Here is an 18,634-nt window from a genome sequence, read left to right as displayed (position 1 = left end):
AGGTTGGACACCGATGGCGAAGGCAACTACGCGGCTGACGAACGATGCGCTGGCGTTCCTGACCGAACGACATCTCGCCATGCTGACCACCCTCCGGTCCGACAATTCGCCGCACGTCGTCGCGGTCGGATTCACGTTCGACCCCAAGACGCACGTCGCGCGTGTCATCACGACGGGCGGCTCCCAGAAGGCGGTGAACGCCGACCAGCGCGGGGTCGCGGTGCTCAGCCAGGTCGACGGCGCGCGTTGGCTCTCATTGGAGGGCAGCTCGACGGTCAACACCGACCCCGATGCCATCCGCCACGCCGAACTTCGATACGCCCAGCGCTACCGCACGCCGCGGGTCAACCCCCGGCGTGTCGTGATCGAGGTGCGGATCGAACGGGTCCTCGGCTCGTCGGAGCTTCTGGACCGCAGCCACGACGCCTGACGCCGTCAGGCGGGCACCACCAACAGGTCGTGCGGCCGGTCGTTGACCGCCATCGCGCCGTCTCGGGTGACGATCACGATGTCCTCGATGCGGGCGCCCCACTCCCCGGCGAAGTAGATGCCCGGCTCCACGCTGAACGCCATGCCCTCCTCGAGCGGCAGATCGTTGCCCGCGACGATGTACGGCTCCTCGTGCACCGACAGGCCGATCCCGTGCCCGGTGCGGTGGACGAAGACCTCCGCCAACCCCTCGGCGGCCAGCACCTCGCGGGCCGCGGCGTCGACCTGCTCGGCCGTGACCCCCGGCCGCACCGCTGCCACGGCCGCGCGCTGCGCACGCTGCAGAACCGCATAGCGCTTCACCACGTCGTCGTCCGGTTGACCGATGCTGTAGGTCCGCGTCGAGTCCGAGTTGTATCCCGGCTCATACGGCCCGCCGATGTCCACGACGACGACGTCACCCGCTTGGAGACGCCGGTCGGAGCACTCGTGATGCGGATCGGCTCCGTTGGGCCCTGACCCCACGATGATGAACGCCACCTCCGAATGGCCCTCGGCGACAATCGCTTCGGCGATGTCGGCGGCCACGTCCGCCTCGGTGCGGCCGGGCACCAGGAGCTCGGGCACCCGGGCATGCACGCGGTCGATCGCGGCACCCGCCTTGCGCAGCGCGTCGATCTCCGCGGCGTCCTTGATCATCCGCAACCGGCGAAGCACGCCGGTGGCCAGCACCGGTACCACGCCGAACACCTCGGCCAAGGGCAGCAGATGCAGCGCGGGCATGGAATCGGTGACGGCCGTGGCGAGCTGCCCTCCCCCCAGCGCGTCGGCGACCAGACGGTACGGGTCGTCGCCGTCCACCCAGTCCCGCAGTGCCAGGCCCAGCTCCACCAGCGCGGACTCCTTGAGCGACGCCAACTCCATGCGCGGCACCACCACGGTGGGCTCGCCGCCAGAAGGCACCACCAACGCCGTCAGTCGCTCGAAGGTCTGGGCACGGGACCCGACGAGGTAGCGCATGTCGTACCCGGGCGTGATGACCAGACCGGCCAGGCCGGCGTCCGCGGCCGCCGCACTCGCCGCCCGTAGCCGTCCCGCGTACACGTCGGTGCTGAATCTGCCGGTGTCCATGGCGTCGAGGTTAATCGGCGCGCTGATGGGTGGCGACCTCGATCGGGTTGCACGCTACTGTCAGTCGGATGCTGCGTGACATCCGCGATCTCACCGACGAGCGCGACGCCTATGCCGATGAGCTGAGAAAGCGCTGGGGCGGTCTACTGAGCTACCGCTACATCGTCCGCAAGTACGCGTCGACGGACCCGCGAGCCGTCGACGACACCGTCACGCTGCGTCACGACATGCGCAATCCGACGGGTGGCTTACTGCTGGCGGTGCTCGGCATCTCGGCACCGGAGAGCGGACACATGTCGGATCTGGAGGCGGTGCCCAACCCGGTCGTCCACTCCTGCCAGATCCTCGACCCCGGCCGCGACGTCCGCCGGATCGAGGTCGTCTCCGAGGAACTCCGGCGCGGCAGGCAGATGGGGTACAGCCGGGCCAAGATCGTCGATGCCGACCAGCCGGACCGGGTGCTCGCGGTGATCGAGGGCCAGGGAGTCAGCATCGGGACGCCGCCGCACGGTCTCCAGAAGATGGAGGTCGACGACATCGACGTCGTCGACTCGCCCGAACTGCCGCCGCTCTGGCAGGTGTTCGGTGCACACCGCAGACCGGACGGACACTGGACGCTACCGGAGCTGTCCGCCGAGGTCGCCTCGCCCGACGCGGCCCTGCACATCGGACCGCAGTTCGTCATCCTCGAGACCGCGGCCGCCGACGCAGCCGCCACGCTGGTGAATTCCATCCTGCTGCAAGGCGTCTCATCGCACGTGATGTTCCTGGCCCGTGGCAAGGCCGGCCCGTTTCGCGCCGAGACGGAACCGTTCGCGGGCCCGGACGGAGCGGTCGCGGTCAGGGTCGTGCTGCACGACGAGGGCAACGGAGACAAGGCGATCACCTCGGGCTCCTATCTCTTCCGAACGGACACGCCTCGATGACCGCACCCGTCATGCTCCTCGACGGCGCCAGCATGTGGTTCCGTTCCTTCTTCGGCGTCCCGTCGTCCATCACGGCGCCCGACGGCCGTCCGGTGAACGCACTTCGCGGATTCCTCGACACCGTCGCGACGCTGATCACCAGAGAACGCCCGTCGCGACTCGTGGTGTGTCTGGACCTCGACTGGCGACCACAATGGCGGGTGGACCTGATCCCGTCGTACAAGTCGCACCGCGTCGAGCAGGAGGGTGCGGCAGGGCAGCCGGACGTCGAGGAGGTGCCCGACGACCTCACCCCGCAGGTCGACATGATCATGGCGATGCTCGACGCGTTCGGCATCGCCACCGCGGGGGCTCCCGGATACGAGGCCGACGACGTTCTCGGAACGTTGGCGGCCAGGGAGCGCCGCGACCCCGTCGTCGTAGTCAGCGGGGATCGGGATCTGCTCCAACTCGTCGCCGACGATCCCGTTCGGGTCAGGGTGTTCTACATCGGCCGCGGTCTCGCCAAGGCGACGCTCTTCGGGCCCAGGGAGGTCGCGGAGCAGTACGCCGTACCGCTGGACCGCGCGGGCGCCGCCTATGCGGAACTGGCACTGCTCCGCGGTGATCCGTCCGACGGGCTGCCCGGAGTCCCTGGGGTCGGAGAGAAGACGGCGGCGACGCTACTCGCCCAGCACGGCTCGCTGGAGGGGATCATGGCGGCTGCCGAGGATCCATCCTCGAAGATGCCTGCGGCACAGCGCAAGAAGCTGGTGGCCGCGACCGACTACGTGGTCGCCGCGGAGAAGGTCGTCCGGGTGGCCACCGACGCGGAGGTCGGCATGTCGACCGAGTCGGACGCGTTGCCGCTGACCGCCCGAGATCCGCACGAGGTCGCCGAACTCGCGGGCCGATTCGGTGTCACGTCGTCCGTCGCACGTCTGCAGAAGGCGCTCGACGAGCTTCCGGCGGGCAGGAGCGAAGCGACCCGGGGAGAGACACCGTCGCGCTAGCGCGGCCTGCCGACCTCATAGGTGCCGCTGTCGTCCTGGAACGTCACCGTCACCTGGCGTTTCGTACCGTCGATGCTGACCTCGCAGTCGAACGTGCCGCCCTTGACGACCTTGGGGTTCGCGCCGTCGTTGCAGCTGACGTCCTGGACGTTCTTGGCGCCGTAACCGTTGGTCTCGTCGCCGAGGATCTGCTGCACGCCCGACTGCGCGGCGTTGATGTCGAGGTTGGTGGTCATGAACCAGCCCGGCTTCCAGAACCCCAGGATGCCGACGACGATCAGGATGACGGCGACCACGGCACCGACCAGGCCGAGGACGAGGCCCATCGACTTCTTGGAGCCGGCATCGCTGGTCGAGTACGGCGTGAACTGCTGGTTCGGGTCGTACTGGCCGGGCTGCTGACCGTACTGCTGATTCGGGTCGTACTGGCCGTACTGCGGCTGCTGGCCGTACTGCGGTGGCTGGCCGTACTGGGGCTGCTGCGGGTAGGACGACGGGCCGTACGCGGTGGGCTGCTGGCCGAACTGTTCGCCCTGCGGGTACTGCGGCTGACCGTACGACGGTTGCTGGTACTGCTGGCCGCCGTATGCGGGGGGCTGCTGACCGTAGGGCGGCGGCTGCTGCCCCCACCCGGGCTGTTCGGGCTGCGGCTGTTCAGGAGCCTGAGGCTGCCAAGCGGGGTCGGCCGGCTGCTGACCCGCCCACGGCTGGGTGGGGTCGGATCCCTGCGGTCCGCTCATCGTCTCTCCTTGTTTGCTTCCATCGTCAAATTCGAAACCGTGGCCACACACTACCCCGCATCAACAGCCACGACGCCGCGCCGAATCGCCTCGATCGCGCGTTTCGCGGACGTGCGCAAGGCCGGTGTGGGGGCGGCGTTTCGCACCTGGTCGAGCAGATCGAGCACCTGCCGACACCAACGCACGAAATCGCCTGCCGACAAGGGTGATCCGGTGCCCGAGGCATCCGAAGCCGCCAGTGACGCCGACAGGTCTCCCGACGTCGTCCAGCGATGGATGGCCGCCACGAAACCCGTGTCGGGCTCGCGACTCGCCGGAAGCCGGTGCCGTTGCTCGTCGGCCCGGATCTCCGACCACGACCGACGGGTCTGCGACAGTGCCCGCCGCATGTTGGGCGTCGCACCCTCGACGACCGACGACGCACCGGGCGTGTCGCCCCGCGACTCGAAGAGCACCGAGGACAGCACACCGGCCAACTCGGCGGCGTCCAGACCGTTCCACGTTCCGCTGCGCAGACATTCGGCGACGAGGAGGTCGCTCTCGCTGTAGATGCGTGCCAGCAGTAGTCCGTCGGCGGTGACCTTGAGATCGCCGCCGTCGGACTCGTCGATGAAGCCGCGCTCGGTGAGCAGCAGCACGATGCGATCGAAGGTCCGGGCGAGCGAATTGGTCGCGGCGTTGACCTTCTTCTGAATCTCGGCGTTGTCCCGCTCGATGCGCAGCAAGCGCTCGGCGACCCGGACCTGCTCTTCGCGGTCGGCGACGTGGTGCGCGGGATGGGCTCGCAGCTGCTCGCGCAGCGCGGCCAGTTCGCGATCCACGTCATGTTCCGGATTCTGGCCCGGCTGACCACGTTTGGGCCTTCCGGTGGGGACCTGCAACCCGGCCGCCGCCGACCGCAGCGCCGACGCGACGTCGCGGCGGACCCGCGGTTGCCGGTGCTCGACGCGTTTCGGCAGGGTCATCGAACCCACCCGGGCGGACGCCCCGGAGAAGTCCGTCGACGAAATGCGGCCTGCCCAGCGATCTTCGGTCAGCACCAACGGTCGGGGGTCGTCGCGGTCCCCGGCGGGTTCGAGCACCACCGCGAGTCCGCCGCGGCGCCCCTGCCCAATCGTGATGATGTCGCCCCGACGCAGGGCGGCCAGGGCGTCGTTGGCCGCCTGCCTGCGCTGCAGCCGCGACGCACGGGACTGGGACCGTTCGCGTTCGGAGATGGTCGCACGTAGGCGCGCGTAGGCGAGGATCGGTGCGTCCCGCCCGCCCAACTCGGCCGCGAGCTCGTCCATCATCCTCTCACCGCGCGACACTCCACGGACCAGCCCGACGACGGATCGGTCCGCCTGGAACTGCGCGAACGACCGCTCCAGGAGCCGGTGCGCCTGTTCGGGACCCATGTGGTGCGCCAGGTTGATCGTCATGTTGTACGACGGCGCGAACGAGCTGCGCAGCGGAAACGTGCGGGTGGACGCGAGGCCCGCGACGTCGGCGGGCTCCACGTCGGGGTGCCACAGCACGACGGCATGACCCTCGACGTCGATGCCGCGGCGGCCGGCGCGGCCGGTCAACTGGGTGTACTCCCCCGGCGTCAGCGGAGCGTGCTGCTCGCCGTTGAACTTCACCAACCGCTCGAGCACGACGGTGCGCGCTGGCATGTTGATGCCCAACGCGAGTGTCTCCGTGGCGAATACGGCCTTCACCAGCCCTGCGGTGAACAGCTCTTCGACCGTGTGGCGGAAGACCGGCAGCAGTCCCGCGTGGTGGGCCGCGAGTCCGCGCAGCAGCCCCTCGCGCCACTCGTAGTAGCCCAGCACCACCAGGTCGGCGTCGTCGAGATCGGCGCACCGACGGTCGATCACCTCCGCGATGCGCGCCCGCTCCTCGTCATTGGTGAGCCTCAACGGCGAACGCAGACACTGCTTCACCGCCGCGTCGCAACCGGCGCGGGAGAACACGAACGTGATGGCGGGCAGCAGCCCTTCGTGATCGAGGACGCTGATCACGTCGGGTCGTGATGGCGGCCGGTACAGGGTCGGGCGGCTACGCTGCCCGGATCGTCCCCGGCCCCGAGGCTGCCAGTCCGACAACCGGTCTGCCTCCCGCCGATGGGAGATGTGGCGGATCAGTTCGGGGTCCACCAAGGTGGGAGAGGTGGCTGCGTCCGTGGCCTCGAAGAGGTCGAAGACGCGCTTGCCCACCATCATGTGCTGCCACAGCGGGACGGGCCGGTGCTCGTCGACGACGACGGTGGTGTCGCCGCGCACGGTCTGGATCCAGCCACCGAACTCCTCGGCATTGCTCACCGTCGCCGACAGGCTGACCAGGCGCACGTCCTCGGAGAGGTGCAGGATCACCTCCTCCCAGACCGCACCGCGCATCCGGTCGGCGAGGAAGTGCACCTCGTCCATCACGACGTGGGAAAGACCGTGCAGTGCACGAGAGTTCGCGTACAGCATGTTCCGAAGGACCTCGGTGGTCATCACGACCACCGGCGCATCGCCGTTGATGTTCTGGTCACCGGTCAGCAGTCCGATGCGCTCGGCGCCGTAGCGCTGAACCAGATCGTTGTGCTTCTGGTTGCTCAGCGCCTTGATCGGTGTGGTGTAGAAACACTTTCGGCCCGCCGCGAGCGCGAGGTGCACCGCGAACTCTCCGACCACCGTCTTGCCCGCGCCGGTCGGTGCGCAGACCAGGACGCCGTGGCCGCCCTCCAGTGCCCTGCAGGCGCGGACCTGGAAGTCGTCGAGCGAGAACGGCAATTGCTCGGTGAAGCCGTCGAGCTGGGTCTTACCGGGCGGGTTCTCAGGTGGCTTGGTCATCGATGCCCAGCCGGGACGGGGTGGGCACGGCGCTCGGGGGCTCGACGGGCTCCACGTCACCCAGCGGTGCGGCCATGTCGTCGGGCACGTCCTCGAGGGCGGCCTTGCGGGCCTTGCGCCTGTCGTTGAGGCGTGCGATCTGGATGGCGAACTCGAGCAGCAGCGTCAACGCGCACGCCAACGCCAACATCGAGAACGGATCCGAACCCGGCGTCGCGAACGCGGCGAACACGAAGAGGCCGAAGATCAACCCACGGCGCCAGGCCTTCAGCCGCTCGTAGGGCAGCATCCCGACCAGGTTCAGCATGATGATGAGCAGTGGGAACTCGAAGCTGATCCCGAACACCAGCAGCAGGTTGAGCAGAAAGCTGAAGTACTGGTCGCCCGACAGCGCCGTGATCTGGACGTCGCTGCCGACGGTGAGCAGGAAGCTCAGCGCCTGCGACAGGACGACGTACGCCAGCACGGCGCCCGTGACGAAGAGGGCGGCGCCGAACGCGACGAAGGCCGAAGCGAACCGCCGCTCCTTCTTGTACAGGCCGGGCGTGATGAACGCCCACAGTTGTTGCAGCCACACCGGGCACGCGAGGACGACTCCGGCGGTCAGGGCGACCTTGAGCCGCAGCATGAATTGGTCGAACGGCGCCGTCGCGAGCAGTCGGCACTCACCGTCGGGCGTGATGCTCGCGCGCGCTGATGCGGGCAGCGAACAGTACGGCTCGCGCAGCCAGTCACCGAGGCTGCGCACACCGAAGAAGCCGTGGGAATACCAGAAGAAGCCGAAGATCGTGGTGACCAGAATGGCCGCGACCGCGATCAGCAGACGGTTGCGAAGCTCCTGAAGGTGATCGACGAGCGACATCGTCCCGTCGGGATTCGCCTTGGACCGACGACGACGCGGATCGAACTTCTTGAAGATTCCGGGGGTTTGCACGTGTTGTCTGGGCGCCACTCAGCGGCGCTGCCTCGCGGCGCGCCGAAGGGTCGGATCGGTCAGGCCGGTCGCTGCTCGGTGGGCTTCTCGGGCGCCGGCGCAGGTTCGACCCGTTCCGACGTGATCGGCGTGGGCGACGACGCGGGCTTGGCCGACTCGTCGTCCTTCCCGTCCGACTGCATCTCCTTGATCTCCGACTTGAAGATGCGCATCGACTTGCCGAGCGAACGCGCGGCGTCGGGGAGCTTCTTGGCACCGAACAGCAGCACGAACACCGCGATGACGATCAACCAGTGCCACGGTTGTAGACCACCCAATTTGGACACCTCCAGATGTTGTGGACGAGTCTACCCGTCGTCGTTGGCACCAAGGACCTCGTACGCCTGGAGCGCCACGACGGCGGATTCGCGCACCCGATCGGCCAGCGCCTTCGGTTCCAGCACGCGCACCGCCGCCCCGAAGCCGAGGACGAACCGCGCCATCCACCCGTCGGAGGCGTACGTCATCGCTGCCTCGCAGGCGCCGTCGGGCAGTTCGCGCAGCACCCGCAGCGGGTAGTAGTCGAACATCCAGGCGGCCGACCGCTCGATCAGTAGCGTCGCCGCGGGCAGCGACGGGTCCGCATCGAAGAGCGAGGTGTCGGGCCGGGCCTGCACGGCCGGCTCCGGCGGCGACGAACGCTCGTCGAGCACCCGCGCGTCGACGATGCGATCGAAACGGAACAACCTGACACCCTCGGCAGACCGGCACCACGCCTCGAGGTAGGTGTGGTCGGCGACCAGCACCACGCGAATCGGGTCCACGACGCGGCTCGACAGCGTGTCGTGTGACGCCGAGTAGTAATCGAGCGACAGGGCGCGACCATCGCGGACCGCCGCGCGGACCGCCGCGGCGGTGCCGCTCTCGATCGGCGCGGGCTCGTCGGTCGCGGCGTCGGCGCCCTCGCGGGCACCCGTCGCGGTGCCCGCCGCCGACTCGATCTTCGCGATCGCGCTGCGGGCGGCCTCCGGATCGACGATGCCGGGGACCTCCAGCAGCGCCCGCAGGGCCACCAGGATGCCGGTCGCCTCCGGAGACGTCAGACGAAGCGGGTGGTCCATCCCCGCCGAGAACGTGACGTCGATCGTGTCGCCGGAGAACTCGAAGTCGATGAGATCGCCTGGGCCGTAACCGGGAAGCCCGCACATCCACAACTGATCGAGGTCGAGGGTGAGCTGCTTCTCCGTCACCCCCAGCTCGGCGGCCGCCTCCGCGCGGGTGATCCTCGGGTTGGCCTGGAAGTACGGGACCATGTTCAGCAGCCGCACCAGGCGGGTCGAGACGCTACTCATGCGCGGACTCCCTCAGTCTGCGCCCGCAATCGCGCAATCACGTCCTCCCGCAACGACTCTGGCTCCAGCACGATGGCATCGGCGCCGCAGCTCGCGATCTCGCGGGCCAGCCGGTCCTGTCTGCCGATGTCGAGCGCGATCTCGTCGCCGCCCCGTCCCGCCATCGTCCTCACGGTCGTGACCCTCCCCTCTTGGCTGGCCTGCCGTCGCAACGCCGTGCCGCGGCCCTCGGCCACCCACACCCGAGCCTGCGCGCTGGGCGGCGCCTCGGCGACCGCACGGTGCACGATGTCGCGAAGGTCGACCCCTTCGGGTCTGCGTACCGCGTCCCTGGGCCCGACGGCAGTGACCTCGGCATCGATGCGTGACAACCGGAAGGTGCGAGTGGCCTCGCGGGTGCGGTCGTGCCCCACCAGGTACCAGCGGCCGCTGTAGGTGACGACGCCCCAGGGCTCGACGGTGCGATCGGTGTACGGCTCGCTGCGGGAGGCGCGGTGCCTGAACCGGACCGCCTGCCCAGAATCGATTGCGGCCAACAGGGTTCCCAGTACGTCCTCGGATCCCCGCAGACCGGGCAGTGCGGCGGTCGTGGTGATCGCGACCGCCGACTCCGGAACCTCGACGTCCACCCCCGCGGCCCGCAGCTTCAGCAGCGCACCCTGGGTGACCGTCACCAACTCCGGCGACTCCCACAGCTGGGTGGCCATGGCGACCGCAGCGGCCTCGTCCGCGGTCAACTCCACCGGCGCGAGCGCGTACGCCTCCCGGTTGATCTTGTAGCCCTCGGTCGGATCGAGCGACGACACCCGCCCCGTCTCCAAGGGGATGCCGAGATCGCGCAACTCGTTCTTGTCCCGCTCGAACATTCGCGAGAACGCCTCGGCACTGGGGCTCTCGGCATAGCCGGACACGGTCTCCCGAATCCGTTCGGCCGTGATGAACGTGCGGGTGGACAGAAGCGCGATGACGAGGTTCATCAAGCGCTCGACTTTGGAGATCCCCACCCTTGAGAGCTTAGGGCCCGTCACCACCCGGGCAGGACGCCGCCGCGCCTACATGCTGGCGATGAGCCTCTTGACGCGCTCGTCCACCGAACGGAACGGGTCCTTGCACAACACGGTGCGCTGCGCCTGATCGTTGAGCTTGAGGTGGACCCAGTCGACGGTGAAGTCGCGGCCCGCGGCCTGCGCGGCACTGATGAACTCGCCGCGAAGCTTCGCGCGGGTGGTCTGCGGCGGTTCGTTGACCGCGGCGTCGATGTCCTCGTCGGTCGTGATGCGGGCGGCGAGACCCTTGCGCTGCAGCAGATCGAACACTCCGCGACCGCGCTTGATGTCGTGGTACGCCAGGTCGAGCTGCGCGATCTTGGGATCCGAAAGCTCCATGTCGTACCGGTTCTGGTAGCGCTCGAACAGCTTGCGCTTGATGACCCAGTCGATCTCGGTGTCGACCTTCGCGAAGTCCTGGCTCTCGACGGCGTCGAGCTGACGGCCCCACAGGTCGACGACCTGCTCGATCTGGGCGTTGGGCTCGCGGGTCTGCAGGTGTTCGACGGCGCGGCTGTAGTACTCCCGCTGGATGTCGAGCGCGCTGGCCTGACGCCCGCCGGCCAGCCGCACCGGGCGGCGTCCCGTCAGGTCGTGGCTGACTTCGCGAATCGCGCGAATCGGATTGTCGAGCGAGAAGTCCCGGAAGGGGACGCCCGCCTCGATCATCTCGAGCACCAGCGCGGCAGTGCCCACCTTGAGCATGGTGGTGGACTCGCACATGTTGGAGTCGCCGACGATGACGTGCAGGCGGCGGTACTTCTCGGCGTCGGCGTGCGGTTCGTCGCGGGTGTTGATGATGGGCCTGCTGCGGGTGGTCGCGCTCGAGACGCCCTCCCAGATGTGTTCGGCCCGCTGACTCAGGCAGAACGCGGCGGCCTTGGGCGTCTGCAGCACTTTGCCCGCGCCGCAGATCAATTGGCGCGTGACGAGGAACGGCAGCAACACGTCCGAGATCCTGGAGAATTCGCCGGCCCGCACGATGAGGTAATTCTCGTGGCAGCCGTAGGAGTTGCCCGCCGAGTCGGTGTTGTTCTTGAACAGGTAGATGTCACCACCGATGCCCTCGTCGGCGAGACGCTGCTCGGCATCGATCAGAAGGTCCTCCAACACGCGTTCACCTGCGCGATCATGGGTGACTAGCTGAATGAGGCTGTCGCACTCGGCGGTCGCGTACTCGGGGTGGGAACCCACGTCGAGATAGAGGCGGGCGCCATTGCGGAGGAAGACGTTGGAGCTGCGGCCCCACGAGACCACGCGCCGGAAGAGGTAGCGGGCAACTTCGTCGGGAGATAGCCGCCGGTGGCCGTGGAAAGTGCACGTCACACCGAATTCGGTCTCGATGCCCATGATTCGCCGCTGCACCTCACCGAGCTTACGGGTTACCGGTCCCGCACGTGTTGACACCCGCTACCGGATCCGTAAACGTCGCGATTTCACGCCTGTGGATGAATCGTGCGAACCCCGCGCACCGTCGGTCAGCATCAGCCCATGGGGACAGTGAGGATGGACGCGGCGGCCGTGCGGGCCCTCGCCGACCGCGTGCTCGACGGCGCCGATCGACTCGATGAAATCCGTTGGCCCACCATGGCTTCAGATGCCCTCGCCGGATCCGCAGTCGGCGCGGCCACCGCGTCGGCAGCCGCGGAGGATCGCCTCGCCGACGTCGTCGCCCGCCTGCGTACCTGGGCATCGGCGGTGCAGGCGTCCGTGGCGGCCATCGAACGGGCCGAGCTGCGCCACGAGGGCCGTCTCGCCGGGTCGCAATGAGCCGACCGTCCCTGACGAGAGCACTGGCATGGCGCACTGACGCACTGCGGCGGCTGGCCGATTCCTGGGATGACACGGCCCGTGTCGTCCACGCCCGCACGACGGCGGCCACCCGGGCGGGACTGGACACGGAGCCGGTGTGGACCGGGGCCGCCGCTGACGCGGCGCGACGCGAGGCCCGGGCCTTCGCCGCGGAGGGTGACGCCGTCGCGCGGGCACTGGTCCTGGCGGCCGTCGCGGCGCGTGACGCCGCCGATCAGATCGCCGCCGCGCAGGCGAACGTCGCGGCGCGCGTCGAGGTGGCTCGTGCGGCAGGCTTCCGGGTCGGCGACGACGGCTCAGCCATACCCGAGAAGGCGCCGTCGGCACTGCTGATCATGTTGTCGGGCAACGACGCCGGCGTCGCCGCCGCGATGCTCGCGGCGCGCGGCGGAGAGTTGACCCGGCAGATCGTCAGCGCGTTGGACGAGCTGGGCGACGCCGACCACGACGCCGCCCAGGACGTCCGCGAAGCCCTGGACACGGTCGATCGAATGGCGGACACCGCGTTGGGCAACACCGATGGAGTTCCCTGGGAGGTACGGATCGCGGCCAACCGCACCAACATCGCGCAGGCGATCGTCGAACGGCTGGACGAGCGCGATGCGTCCGAGCGCACCGCCTTCTACCGGGGTCTGCTCGTCGAGGTCGACGACCCAGCAGGTGGCGGGCACCGCATCGACCGCAAGATCCTGGCCTTCGATCCCGTGCGCGACTCGCTCGTCGAACTCAACGGTGACCTGGCCGCGGCGAGCAGCGTCGCGGTGTTCGTGCCCGGCATGAACACCACGATCGAGGGCTCGGCGGGGCAGACGACGTCCGCTCGACGGTTCGTGTCGGCGACGCGGGGCGAGGTCGCCGCGATCACCTACCTTGGCGGACCCTTTCCCCAGGACGACACGGTGGCGGGCGCACTCCTGGAGGCCGCCAGCCCGCGTCTCGCGATCGACATGGCGCCGCGGCTGGTGTCGTTCAGCCGCGACGTCGACGCCACCGTCGACGCCACCGGCAGGCAGATTCCCGTGACGTACGTCGGGCACTCCTACGGCGGTTCGATCCTGGGCACGGCCGAGGCCCTGGGGCTGACGGCCGACCGGACCGTGTACGCCGCGGCGGCAGGTGCGGGTTTCGGCGTCGACGGTCCCGACGACTGGCACAACCGCAATCCCCACGTACTGCGCTTCTCGATGACGGCCCCGGCAGATCCCATCCAGCTCGTCCAGGGCATCCCCGGCGGGCCTCACGGCGCGGACCCCGACGAGATGCCCGGCGTCATCCACCTGGCGACGGGCCGTTACGACGACGGGCGGCTGATGGCGGGCCCCGGTGCGCACACCGACGTCTTGAGCGTCTCCGCGTCCGACGCGTGGCGCAACGTGCTGGCGGTCATCGTCGGCGACCGCGAGCACATCGTGCTGGCCGGCGACCATCGCCCGGAGCCGCCGGGGGCTACAGTCGGGCGAAAGTCGCCGTGAAGAGGAGAACCTGATGGGCTTCAACCCCAGAGATGCGATCGAGTCGGTCAAGGACATCGCGACGAACGCCGTCGAGCGGTCCGCGGACATCGTTGACAGCGCGGGCCACATCCTCAAGGGTGACGTCTCCGCAGGCGTGGAGGGCATCGTCTCGAGCTCCATGGACATCGCGACGCATTCGGTGGACAAACTCAAGGAGATCGCCACCGGACGCCGCGAGGACGTCGACGAGATCGACGGCTAGGCGCCGGACGCCTCTGGTTCCTCCACTGGGAGAAGCGCTTCCAGTGCCGAGCCCGTGATGCGACGGAACGCGCGCCGCGGTCGGTTGACGTCCAGGATCGCGATCTCCAGCGTGGCCGGCCCCAGGGTGCGTGGTTCGGCACCACCGCTGACGCTGGCCGCGATGCCCGACTTCAGCGCGTCGACCGCGATCTTCGCGGCCTCGCTCAAGCTGGCGTTCTCGGTGAAGGACTCCTTCAACGCCGTGATGATCGGCTCCGTGGTACCGCCCATCACGACGAAGTGCGGTTCGTCGGCGATGGAGCCGTCATAGGTGATCCGATACAGCTCAGGCGGTTTCGTCTCGCCGAAGTGCGCCACCTCTGCAACGCAGAGTTCGACCTCGTACGGCTTGGCCTGCTCGGTGAAGATCGTGCCGAGAGTCTGCGCGTAGACGTTCGCGAGCTGGCGACCGGTCACGTCACGCCGGTCGTAGGCGTAACCGCGCGTGTCGGCGAACTGGATGCCCCCGCGACGCAGGTTGTCGAACTCGTTGAACCGGCCGACCGCGGCGAAACCGACCCGGTCGTACAGTTCGGACACCTTCTGCAGCGACCGCGACGGGTTCTCCGCGACGAACAGCACGCCGCCGGAGTAGGCCAGGGTGATGACGCTGCGGCCACGCGAGATGCCCTTGCGCGCGAGCTCGGAGCGCTCGCGCATCGCCTGTTCGGGCGAGATGAAATACGGGAAGCTCACAGCTGCACCGTCCCGTCGTCAGGACCGAAAGAGTCGTCGCGGGTTCGCCTTTCGATGACTTCGCGGGCGATTCGAACGATGCGCTCCTCGGTGACCTCCTGAGCACCCTCGGCTTCGATGACCACGGCCGTCGGGTAGATGCCGCGAACCAGGTCCGGCCCGCCGGTGGCCGAGTCGTCGTCCGCCGCGTCGTACAGGGCTTCGACGGCCACCGCGAGCGCGGAGTCGGCGTCGGCGACCTGGGAGTACAGCTTCTTGATCGACGACTTCGCGAAGATCGAACCCGATCCCACCGACTGATAACCCTCGAGTTCGACGTTCCAGCCACCGGCGGCGTCGAACGACACGATGCGTCCGGCACCCTGCGTGTTGGGGTCGTCGAGGTCGTAACCGATCAGGAGCGGCAGCGCCACGAAGCCTTGCAGTGCCGCACCGAGGTTGCCGCGCACCATGATCGCCAACCGGTTGACCTTGCCGGCGAACGTCAGCGCGACGCCTTCGAGCTTCTCGTAGTGCTCGAGTTCGACGGCGTAGAGCCGGGCGAACTCCACGGCGATGGCCGCGGTGCCCGCGATACCCGTCGCGGTGTAGTCGTCGGTGACGTGGATCTTCTGCACGTCGCGCCCGGCGATCATGTTGCCCTGCGTCGAGCGTCGATCGCCGGCGATCAGCACACCACCCGGGAACTTGATCGCCACGATCGTGGTGCCGTGAGGCAATGCATTGCTGACGGTGATGTTCTCGGCCGAGCCGCCTGCGGGCAACAGATGGGGGGCCTGCCTGCGCAACAGTTCCGAGAAGGACGACGTGTCCATCGGAAGGGATTGCGCGCCGGATACTCCGGGGTTCTGTTGGAAGGGTGACAGCCGTTCGTTAAGCGGCCAGGTCACTGTCCGCCCTTTTGGACGTACGCGCGCACGAAGTCCTCGGCGTTCTCCTCGAGCACGTCGTCGATCTCGTCGAGCAGATCGTCGGTCTCCTCGGTGAGCTTCTCGCGACGCTCCTGGCCAGCGGCAGTACTGCCGGTGGGGTCGTCGTCATCGCCGCCGCCACCACCACGCTTGGTCTGCTCCTGAGCCATCGCTGCCTCCTGCTTCTATTCAGCGGACTCACAGGGCCCGCCGGTTCTTCCACCCTACCGGGCGGCGGCCAGAATGCCGGTTGTCAGGTCGTGAGCTGCTCGACGAGTTCGGCTGCGCTGTCCACCGAGTCGAGCAACGCCCCCACGTGCGCTTTACTTCCGCGCAACGGCTCCAGCGTGGGGATTCGCACCAGTGAGTCGCCGCCGAGGTCGAAGATCACCGAGTCCCAACTGGCCGCGGCGATGTCCGCGCCGAACCTGCGCAGGCACTCACCGCGGAAGTAGGCGCGCGTGTCGGTGGGCGGGTTGTCGACGGCGTCTATGACCTGTTGTTCGGTGACGAGGCGCTTCATCGAACCACGGGCCACCAGCCGGTTGTAGAGCCCCTTGTCGAGCCGAACGTCGGAGTACTGCAGATCGACGAGATGCAGACGCGGAGCGGACCAGCCGAGGTTCTCCCGCTGCCGGAAACCTTCGAGGAGGCGCAGCTTGGCCGGCCAGTCGAGGATCTCCGCGCATTCCATCGGGTCGCGCTCGAGCAGGTCGAGCACGTGGGCCCAAGTTTCGACCACGCGGGAGGCCGTCGGGTCAGGATCGCGCGAATCAACGAGCTTGGCCACCCGGTCGAGGTAGATGCGTTGCAGCGCAAGGGCAGTCAGCTCGCGACCGTCGGCGAGCGCGATGGTCGCTCGAAGGGACGGGTCGTGGCTCACCACGTGGACGGCGTGGACGGGGCGCGCCAGTGCTAGGTCGGAGAGATCCAGCCCATGGGCCGGGCCCTCTTCGATGAGGTCGAGCACCAGCGACGTGGTGCCGACCTTCAGGTAGGTCGACGTCTCGGCGAGGTTGGCGTCGCCGATGATCACGTGCAGGCGCCGGTACTTGTCGGCATCGGCATGCGGTTCGTCGCGGGTGTTGATGATGCCGCGTTTGAGGGTCGTCTCGAGGCCGACCTCGACCTCGATGTAGTCGGCGCGCTGGGTGAGCTGGAACCCGGGCTCGTCACCGGAGGGACCGATGCCCACGCGTCCCGAGCCGGTGACGACCTGACGCGACACCAGGAACGGGGTGAGACCCGCGATCACCGCGGAGAACGGGGTCTGGCGGCTCATCAGGTAGTTCTCGTGCGTTCCGTACGAGGCGCCCTTGCCGTCGACGTTGTTCTTGTACAGCTGCAGCTTGGCCGCCCCCGGCACGCTCGCGACGTGTCGCGCCGCCGCCTCCATCACGCGTTCGCCCGCCTTGTCCCAGATGACCGCATCCAGCGGATCGGTCACCTCGGGCGCGGAGTACTCGGGGTGGGCGTGGTCGACATAGAGCCGCGCGCCGTTTGTCAGGATCATGTTCGCCGCTCCGACCTCGTCGGCGTCCACGATCGGCGGCGGTCCGCCGGCCCGGCTCAGGTCGAAGCCACGGGCGTCCCGCAGCGGGGATTCCACCTCGTAGTCCCACCGCGTCCGCTTCGCCCGCTGGATACCCGCGGCGGCGGCGTAGGCGAGCACCGCCTGCGTCGACGTCAAGATCGGATTCGCGGTCGGATCGGACGGCGACGAAATGCCGTACTCGACCTCGGTACCGATGATCCGTTGCATGTGCTCACCCTAGGGGAAGGCCATCGGCGGCGGTCACGGCCCACAGTTGCGAGCTGGGCACCCGAGTTGGTCAACTAACCCGTGCCCTCCGAATCCGACGTCGACGACGCCGCCGCTATGCAGTTCGTCGCTGCCCTCGGTGCCGCGATGGCATCGGCCAGCTATCCGGTGATGATGGTGCGCGAAACCATGGTCACCACGTCGCGGGTGTACGGCCTGGACAACCAGTACCTGGCACTGCCCAACTACGTCCAGGTGGGCACGTCGAGCGGCGGTGGCCGGACCTTCATGGCCCATCCCGACGAGGATCTGCGGTTCGACCAGTCGTTCCCCCTCGCCACCCTGATCTCCCGGGCGCAGTCGGGGGCACTCCCCCCGGCGGAGGGCCAGGCCGAACTCGCGCGCATCTGGCGGATGCCCAACCGATTTCCGGCGTGGGTCGGCGTCATCGGCTACACCGTGCAGAGCGCCGGGCTGTCACTGATCCTGCAGCCCGCACCTTTGACACTTCTGATGGCGGTCGTGCTGGGCGCCATGGTGGGGCTGATGTGCGAGGTCGCCCGCGGCAATGACGCGCTGCAGCAACTGTTGCCGACCCTCTGCGCGTTCACGGTGTCGCTCATCACCTTCGTGGCCGCCGACCGGCTGCACCTGCCCGATGCCAGCCTCAGGGCGCTCGTGCCGCCACTGGCGACTTTTCTTCCCGGCGCCGCGATCACCCTCGCCGTCGCCGAATTGTCCTCGCGCCAGCTGGTTTCCGGCGCCAGCCGGCTGGTCTCCGGCCTCATGCGGATGGCGCAGCTGGCTTTCGGAATACTGGTCGCGGCTCAGGTCGCAGGCATCCCCGACTCGCATCTGATCACCACCCACGTTGACCGGCTCGGCCCGTGGGCGCCGTGGGTGGGCATCGTGCTGTACGGCGTGGGCGCCATGTTGTCGTTCGGGCCGCCGACCCGGTTCCTGCCCTGGATGCTGGCCATGCTGACGATCGCCTACCAGGGCCAGCTCGCCAGAAACGCCGTGTTGGGCACGTACGCAGCGGGTTTCGGTGGCGGACTCGCGCTGACCCTGTGCGCGCTCGTCGTCGCGCGCCGTGCTGGAACCCCCCCGGCGATGTCGCTGATCCTGCCGGGCTTCTGGCTTCTGGTACCGGGTTCACTGGGCCTGACGGGGGTGACGCAGCTGCTCGGGACGGACAGCACGACGGTGTTCACGGCGACGTTCATCTCCATGATCTCGATCGCGCTCGGCGTGCAGACCGGCCTGTTGATCTGGCGGGCGTGCATCAAGTCGAGTTCGTCGTCCGACCTGCGCGTTCCGCGGCTGAGTTGAATGGAGTCCTCCGCCG

19 protein-coding genes are annotated in these 18,634 nt (G+C 68.5%); 7 read left to right on the top strand and 12 right to left on the bottom strand.

Annotation, left to right across the window (positions count from 1 at the left end):
• Positions 1 to 13 precede the first annotated feature (13 nt).
• On the top strand, positions 14 to 430 hold the full coding sequence (locus VET27_RS05325; RefSeq protein WP_526515854.1) for a F420-dependent biliverdin reductase: 417 nt from the start codon (positions 14 to 16) through the stop codon (positions 428 to 430).
• A gap of 5 nt (positions 431 to 435) precedes the next feature.
• Here the strand turns inward: VET27_RS05325 and VET27_RS05320 are convergent, their stop codons facing one another.
• Positions 436 to 1,560 (bottom strand): M24 family metallopeptidase, encoded by a 1,125-nt coding sequence (locus tag VET27_RS05320; RefSeq protein ID WP_526515852.1) that lies wholly within the window; start codon positions 1,558 to 1,560, stop codon positions 436 to 438.
• 68 nt (positions 1,561 to 1,628) lie between these two features.
• Between VET27_RS05320 and VET27_RS05315 the strand changes: the two genes are divergently transcribed.
• Together VET27_RS05315 and VET27_RS05310 are read left to right on the top strand one after the other, a co-directional pair.
• Positions 1,629 to 2,486: a hypothetical protein gene (locus VET27_RS05315; RefSeq protein ID WP_526515850.1), complete on the top strand. Its 858-nt coding sequence runs from the start codon at positions 1,629 to 1,631 to the stop codon at positions 2,484 to 2,486.
• Complete coding sequence (locus tag VET27_RS05310; RefSeq protein WP_526515848.1) at positions 2,483 to 3,478, top strand: 5'-3' exonuclease; 996 nt, start codon at positions 2,483 to 2,485, stop codon at positions 3,476 to 3,478. Before VET27_RS05315 ends, VET27_RS05310 begins: the two co-directional genes overlap by 4 nt.
• Here the strand turns inward: VET27_RS05310 and VET27_RS05305 are convergent.
• Genes VET27_RS05305 through pafA form a run of 7 tightly spaced genes read right to left on the bottom strand, consistent with a single transcriptional unit; the run spans position 3,475 to position 11,713 of the window.
• On the bottom strand, positions 3,475 to 4,218 hold the full coding sequence (locus tag VET27_RS05305; protein ID WP_526515846.1) for a DUF4333 domain-containing protein: 744 nt from the start codon (positions 4,216 to 4,218) through the stop codon (positions 3,475 to 3,477). The genes VET27_RS05310 and VET27_RS05305 overlap by 4 nt on opposite strands.
• A gap of 50 nt (positions 4,219 to 4,268) precedes the next feature.
• On the bottom strand, positions 4,269 to 7,037 hold the full coding sequence (locus VET27_RS05300; RefSeq protein WP_526515843.1) for a DEAD/DEAH box helicase: 2,769 nt from the start codon (positions 7,035 to 7,037) through the stop codon (positions 4,269 to 4,271).
• Entirely contained in the window at positions 7,021 to 7,971 is a 951-nt protein-coding gene (gene tatC, locus VET27_RS05295; RefSeq protein ID WP_526515841.1) for a twin-arginine translocase subunit TatC, read from the bottom strand. The genes VET27_RS05300 and tatC overlap by 17 nt, the downstream gene beginning before the upstream one ends.
• Before the next feature lie 59 nt (positions 7,972 to 8,030).
• A complete protein-coding gene (tatA, locus tag VET27_RS05290) occupies positions 8,031 to 8,288 on the bottom strand; it encodes a Sec-independent protein translocase subunit TatA (protein ID WP_526515899.1) in 258 nt (85 codons plus the stop codon).
• A gap of 30 nt (positions 8,289 to 8,318) precedes the next feature.
• Entirely contained in the window at positions 8,319 to 9,302 is a 984-nt protein-coding gene (locus VET27_RS05285) for a helix-turn-helix transcriptional regulator (RefSeq protein ID WP_526515839.1), read from the bottom strand.
• The gene (locus tag VET27_RS05280; protein ID WP_526515837.1) at positions 9,299 to 10,306 is read right to left on the bottom strand and encodes a helix-turn-helix transcriptional regulator; all 1,008 of its coding nucleotides are present in this window, start codon (positions 10,304 to 10,306) and stop codon (positions 9,299 to 9,301) included. The genes VET27_RS05285 and VET27_RS05280 overlap by 4 nt, the downstream gene beginning before the upstream one ends.
• Before the next feature lie 48 nt (positions 10,307 to 10,354).
• Positions 10,355 to 11,713, bottom strand: coding sequence for a Pup--protein ligase (gene pafA / locus VET27_RS05275; RefSeq protein WP_526515835.1), 1,359 nt, complete (start codon positions 11,711 to 11,713; stop codon positions 10,355 to 10,357).
• Between the two features lie 126 nt (positions 11,714 to 11,839).
• Between pafA and VET27_RS05270 the strand changes: the two genes are divergently transcribed.
• From VET27_RS05270 to VET27_RS05260, 3 genes are read left to right on the top strand one after another with little or no spacing between them, the layout of a single operon-like run.
• The gene (locus tag VET27_RS05270; protein ID WP_526515833.1) at positions 11,840 to 12,118 is read left to right on the top strand and encodes a DUF7162 family protein; all 279 of its coding nucleotides are present in this window, start codon (positions 11,840 to 11,842) and stop codon (positions 12,116 to 12,118) included.
• Positions 12,115 to 13,632 carry an alpha/beta hydrolase gene (locus VET27_RS05265; RefSeq protein WP_526515831.1) on the top strand — a complete coding sequence of 506 codons (1,518 nt, stop codon included), beginning with the start codon at positions 12,115 to 12,117 and terminating at the stop codon, positions 13,630 to 13,632. The genes VET27_RS05270 and VET27_RS05265 overlap by 4 nt, the downstream gene beginning before the upstream one ends.
• Positions 13,633 to 13,645: 13 nt before the next feature.
• Entirely contained in the window at positions 13,646 to 13,876 is a 231-nt protein-coding gene (locus VET27_RS05260; protein WP_526515829.1) for an Rv1893 family protein, read from the top strand.
• On the opposite strand, the gene prcA is transcribed toward VET27_RS05260, so the two are convergent.
• The 4 genes from prcA to dop all read right to left on the bottom strand — a co-directional run bounded on the left by prcA (position 13,873) and on the right by dop (position 17,286).
• Positions 13,873 to 14,613 (bottom strand): proteasome subunit alpha, encoded by a 741-nt coding sequence (gene prcA, locus VET27_RS05255; protein WP_526515827.1) that lies wholly within the window; start codon positions 14,611 to 14,613, stop codon positions 13,873 to 13,875. The genes VET27_RS05260 and prcA overlap by 4 nt on opposite strands.
• On the bottom strand, positions 14,610 to 15,503 hold the full coding sequence (gene prcB / locus VET27_RS05250; RefSeq protein ID WP_526515825.1) for a proteasome subunit beta: 894 nt from the start codon (positions 15,501 to 15,503) through the stop codon (positions 14,610 to 14,612). Before prcB ends, prcA begins: the two co-directional genes overlap by 4 nt.
• A complete protein-coding gene (locus VET27_RS05245; RefSeq protein ID WP_066830357.1) occupies positions 15,500 to 15,694 on the bottom strand; it encodes a ubiquitin-like protein Pup in 195 nt (64 codons plus the stop codon). The genes prcB and VET27_RS05245 overlap by 4 nt, the downstream gene beginning before the upstream one ends.
• Positions 15,695 to 15,777: 83 nt before the next feature.
• Positions 15,778 to 17,286, bottom strand: coding sequence for a depupylase/deamidase Dop (gene dop / locus VET27_RS05240; RefSeq protein ID WP_526515822.1), 1,509 nt, complete (start codon positions 17,284 to 17,286; stop codon positions 15,778 to 15,780).
• Positions 17,287 to 17,367: 81 nt separating this feature from the next.
• Between dop and VET27_RS05235 the strand changes: the two genes are divergently transcribed.
• Positions 17,368 to 18,618 (top strand): threonine/serine exporter family protein, encoded by a 1,251-nt coding sequence (locus tag VET27_RS05235; protein WP_526515819.1) that lies wholly within the window; start codon positions 17,368 to 17,370, stop codon positions 18,616 to 18,618.
• Positions 18,619 to 18,634 lie beyond the last annotated feature (16 nt).

Origin of the sequence: Mycobacterium sp., assembly GCF_035633495.1 — a bacterium.
Taxonomy (GTDB): Bacteria; Actinomycetota; Actinomycetes; order Mycobacteriales; family Mycobacteriaceae; genus Mycobacterium.
Note: the sequence above shows the minus strand (reverse complement) of the source record. Positions and strands in the feature narration are given on the sequence as shown.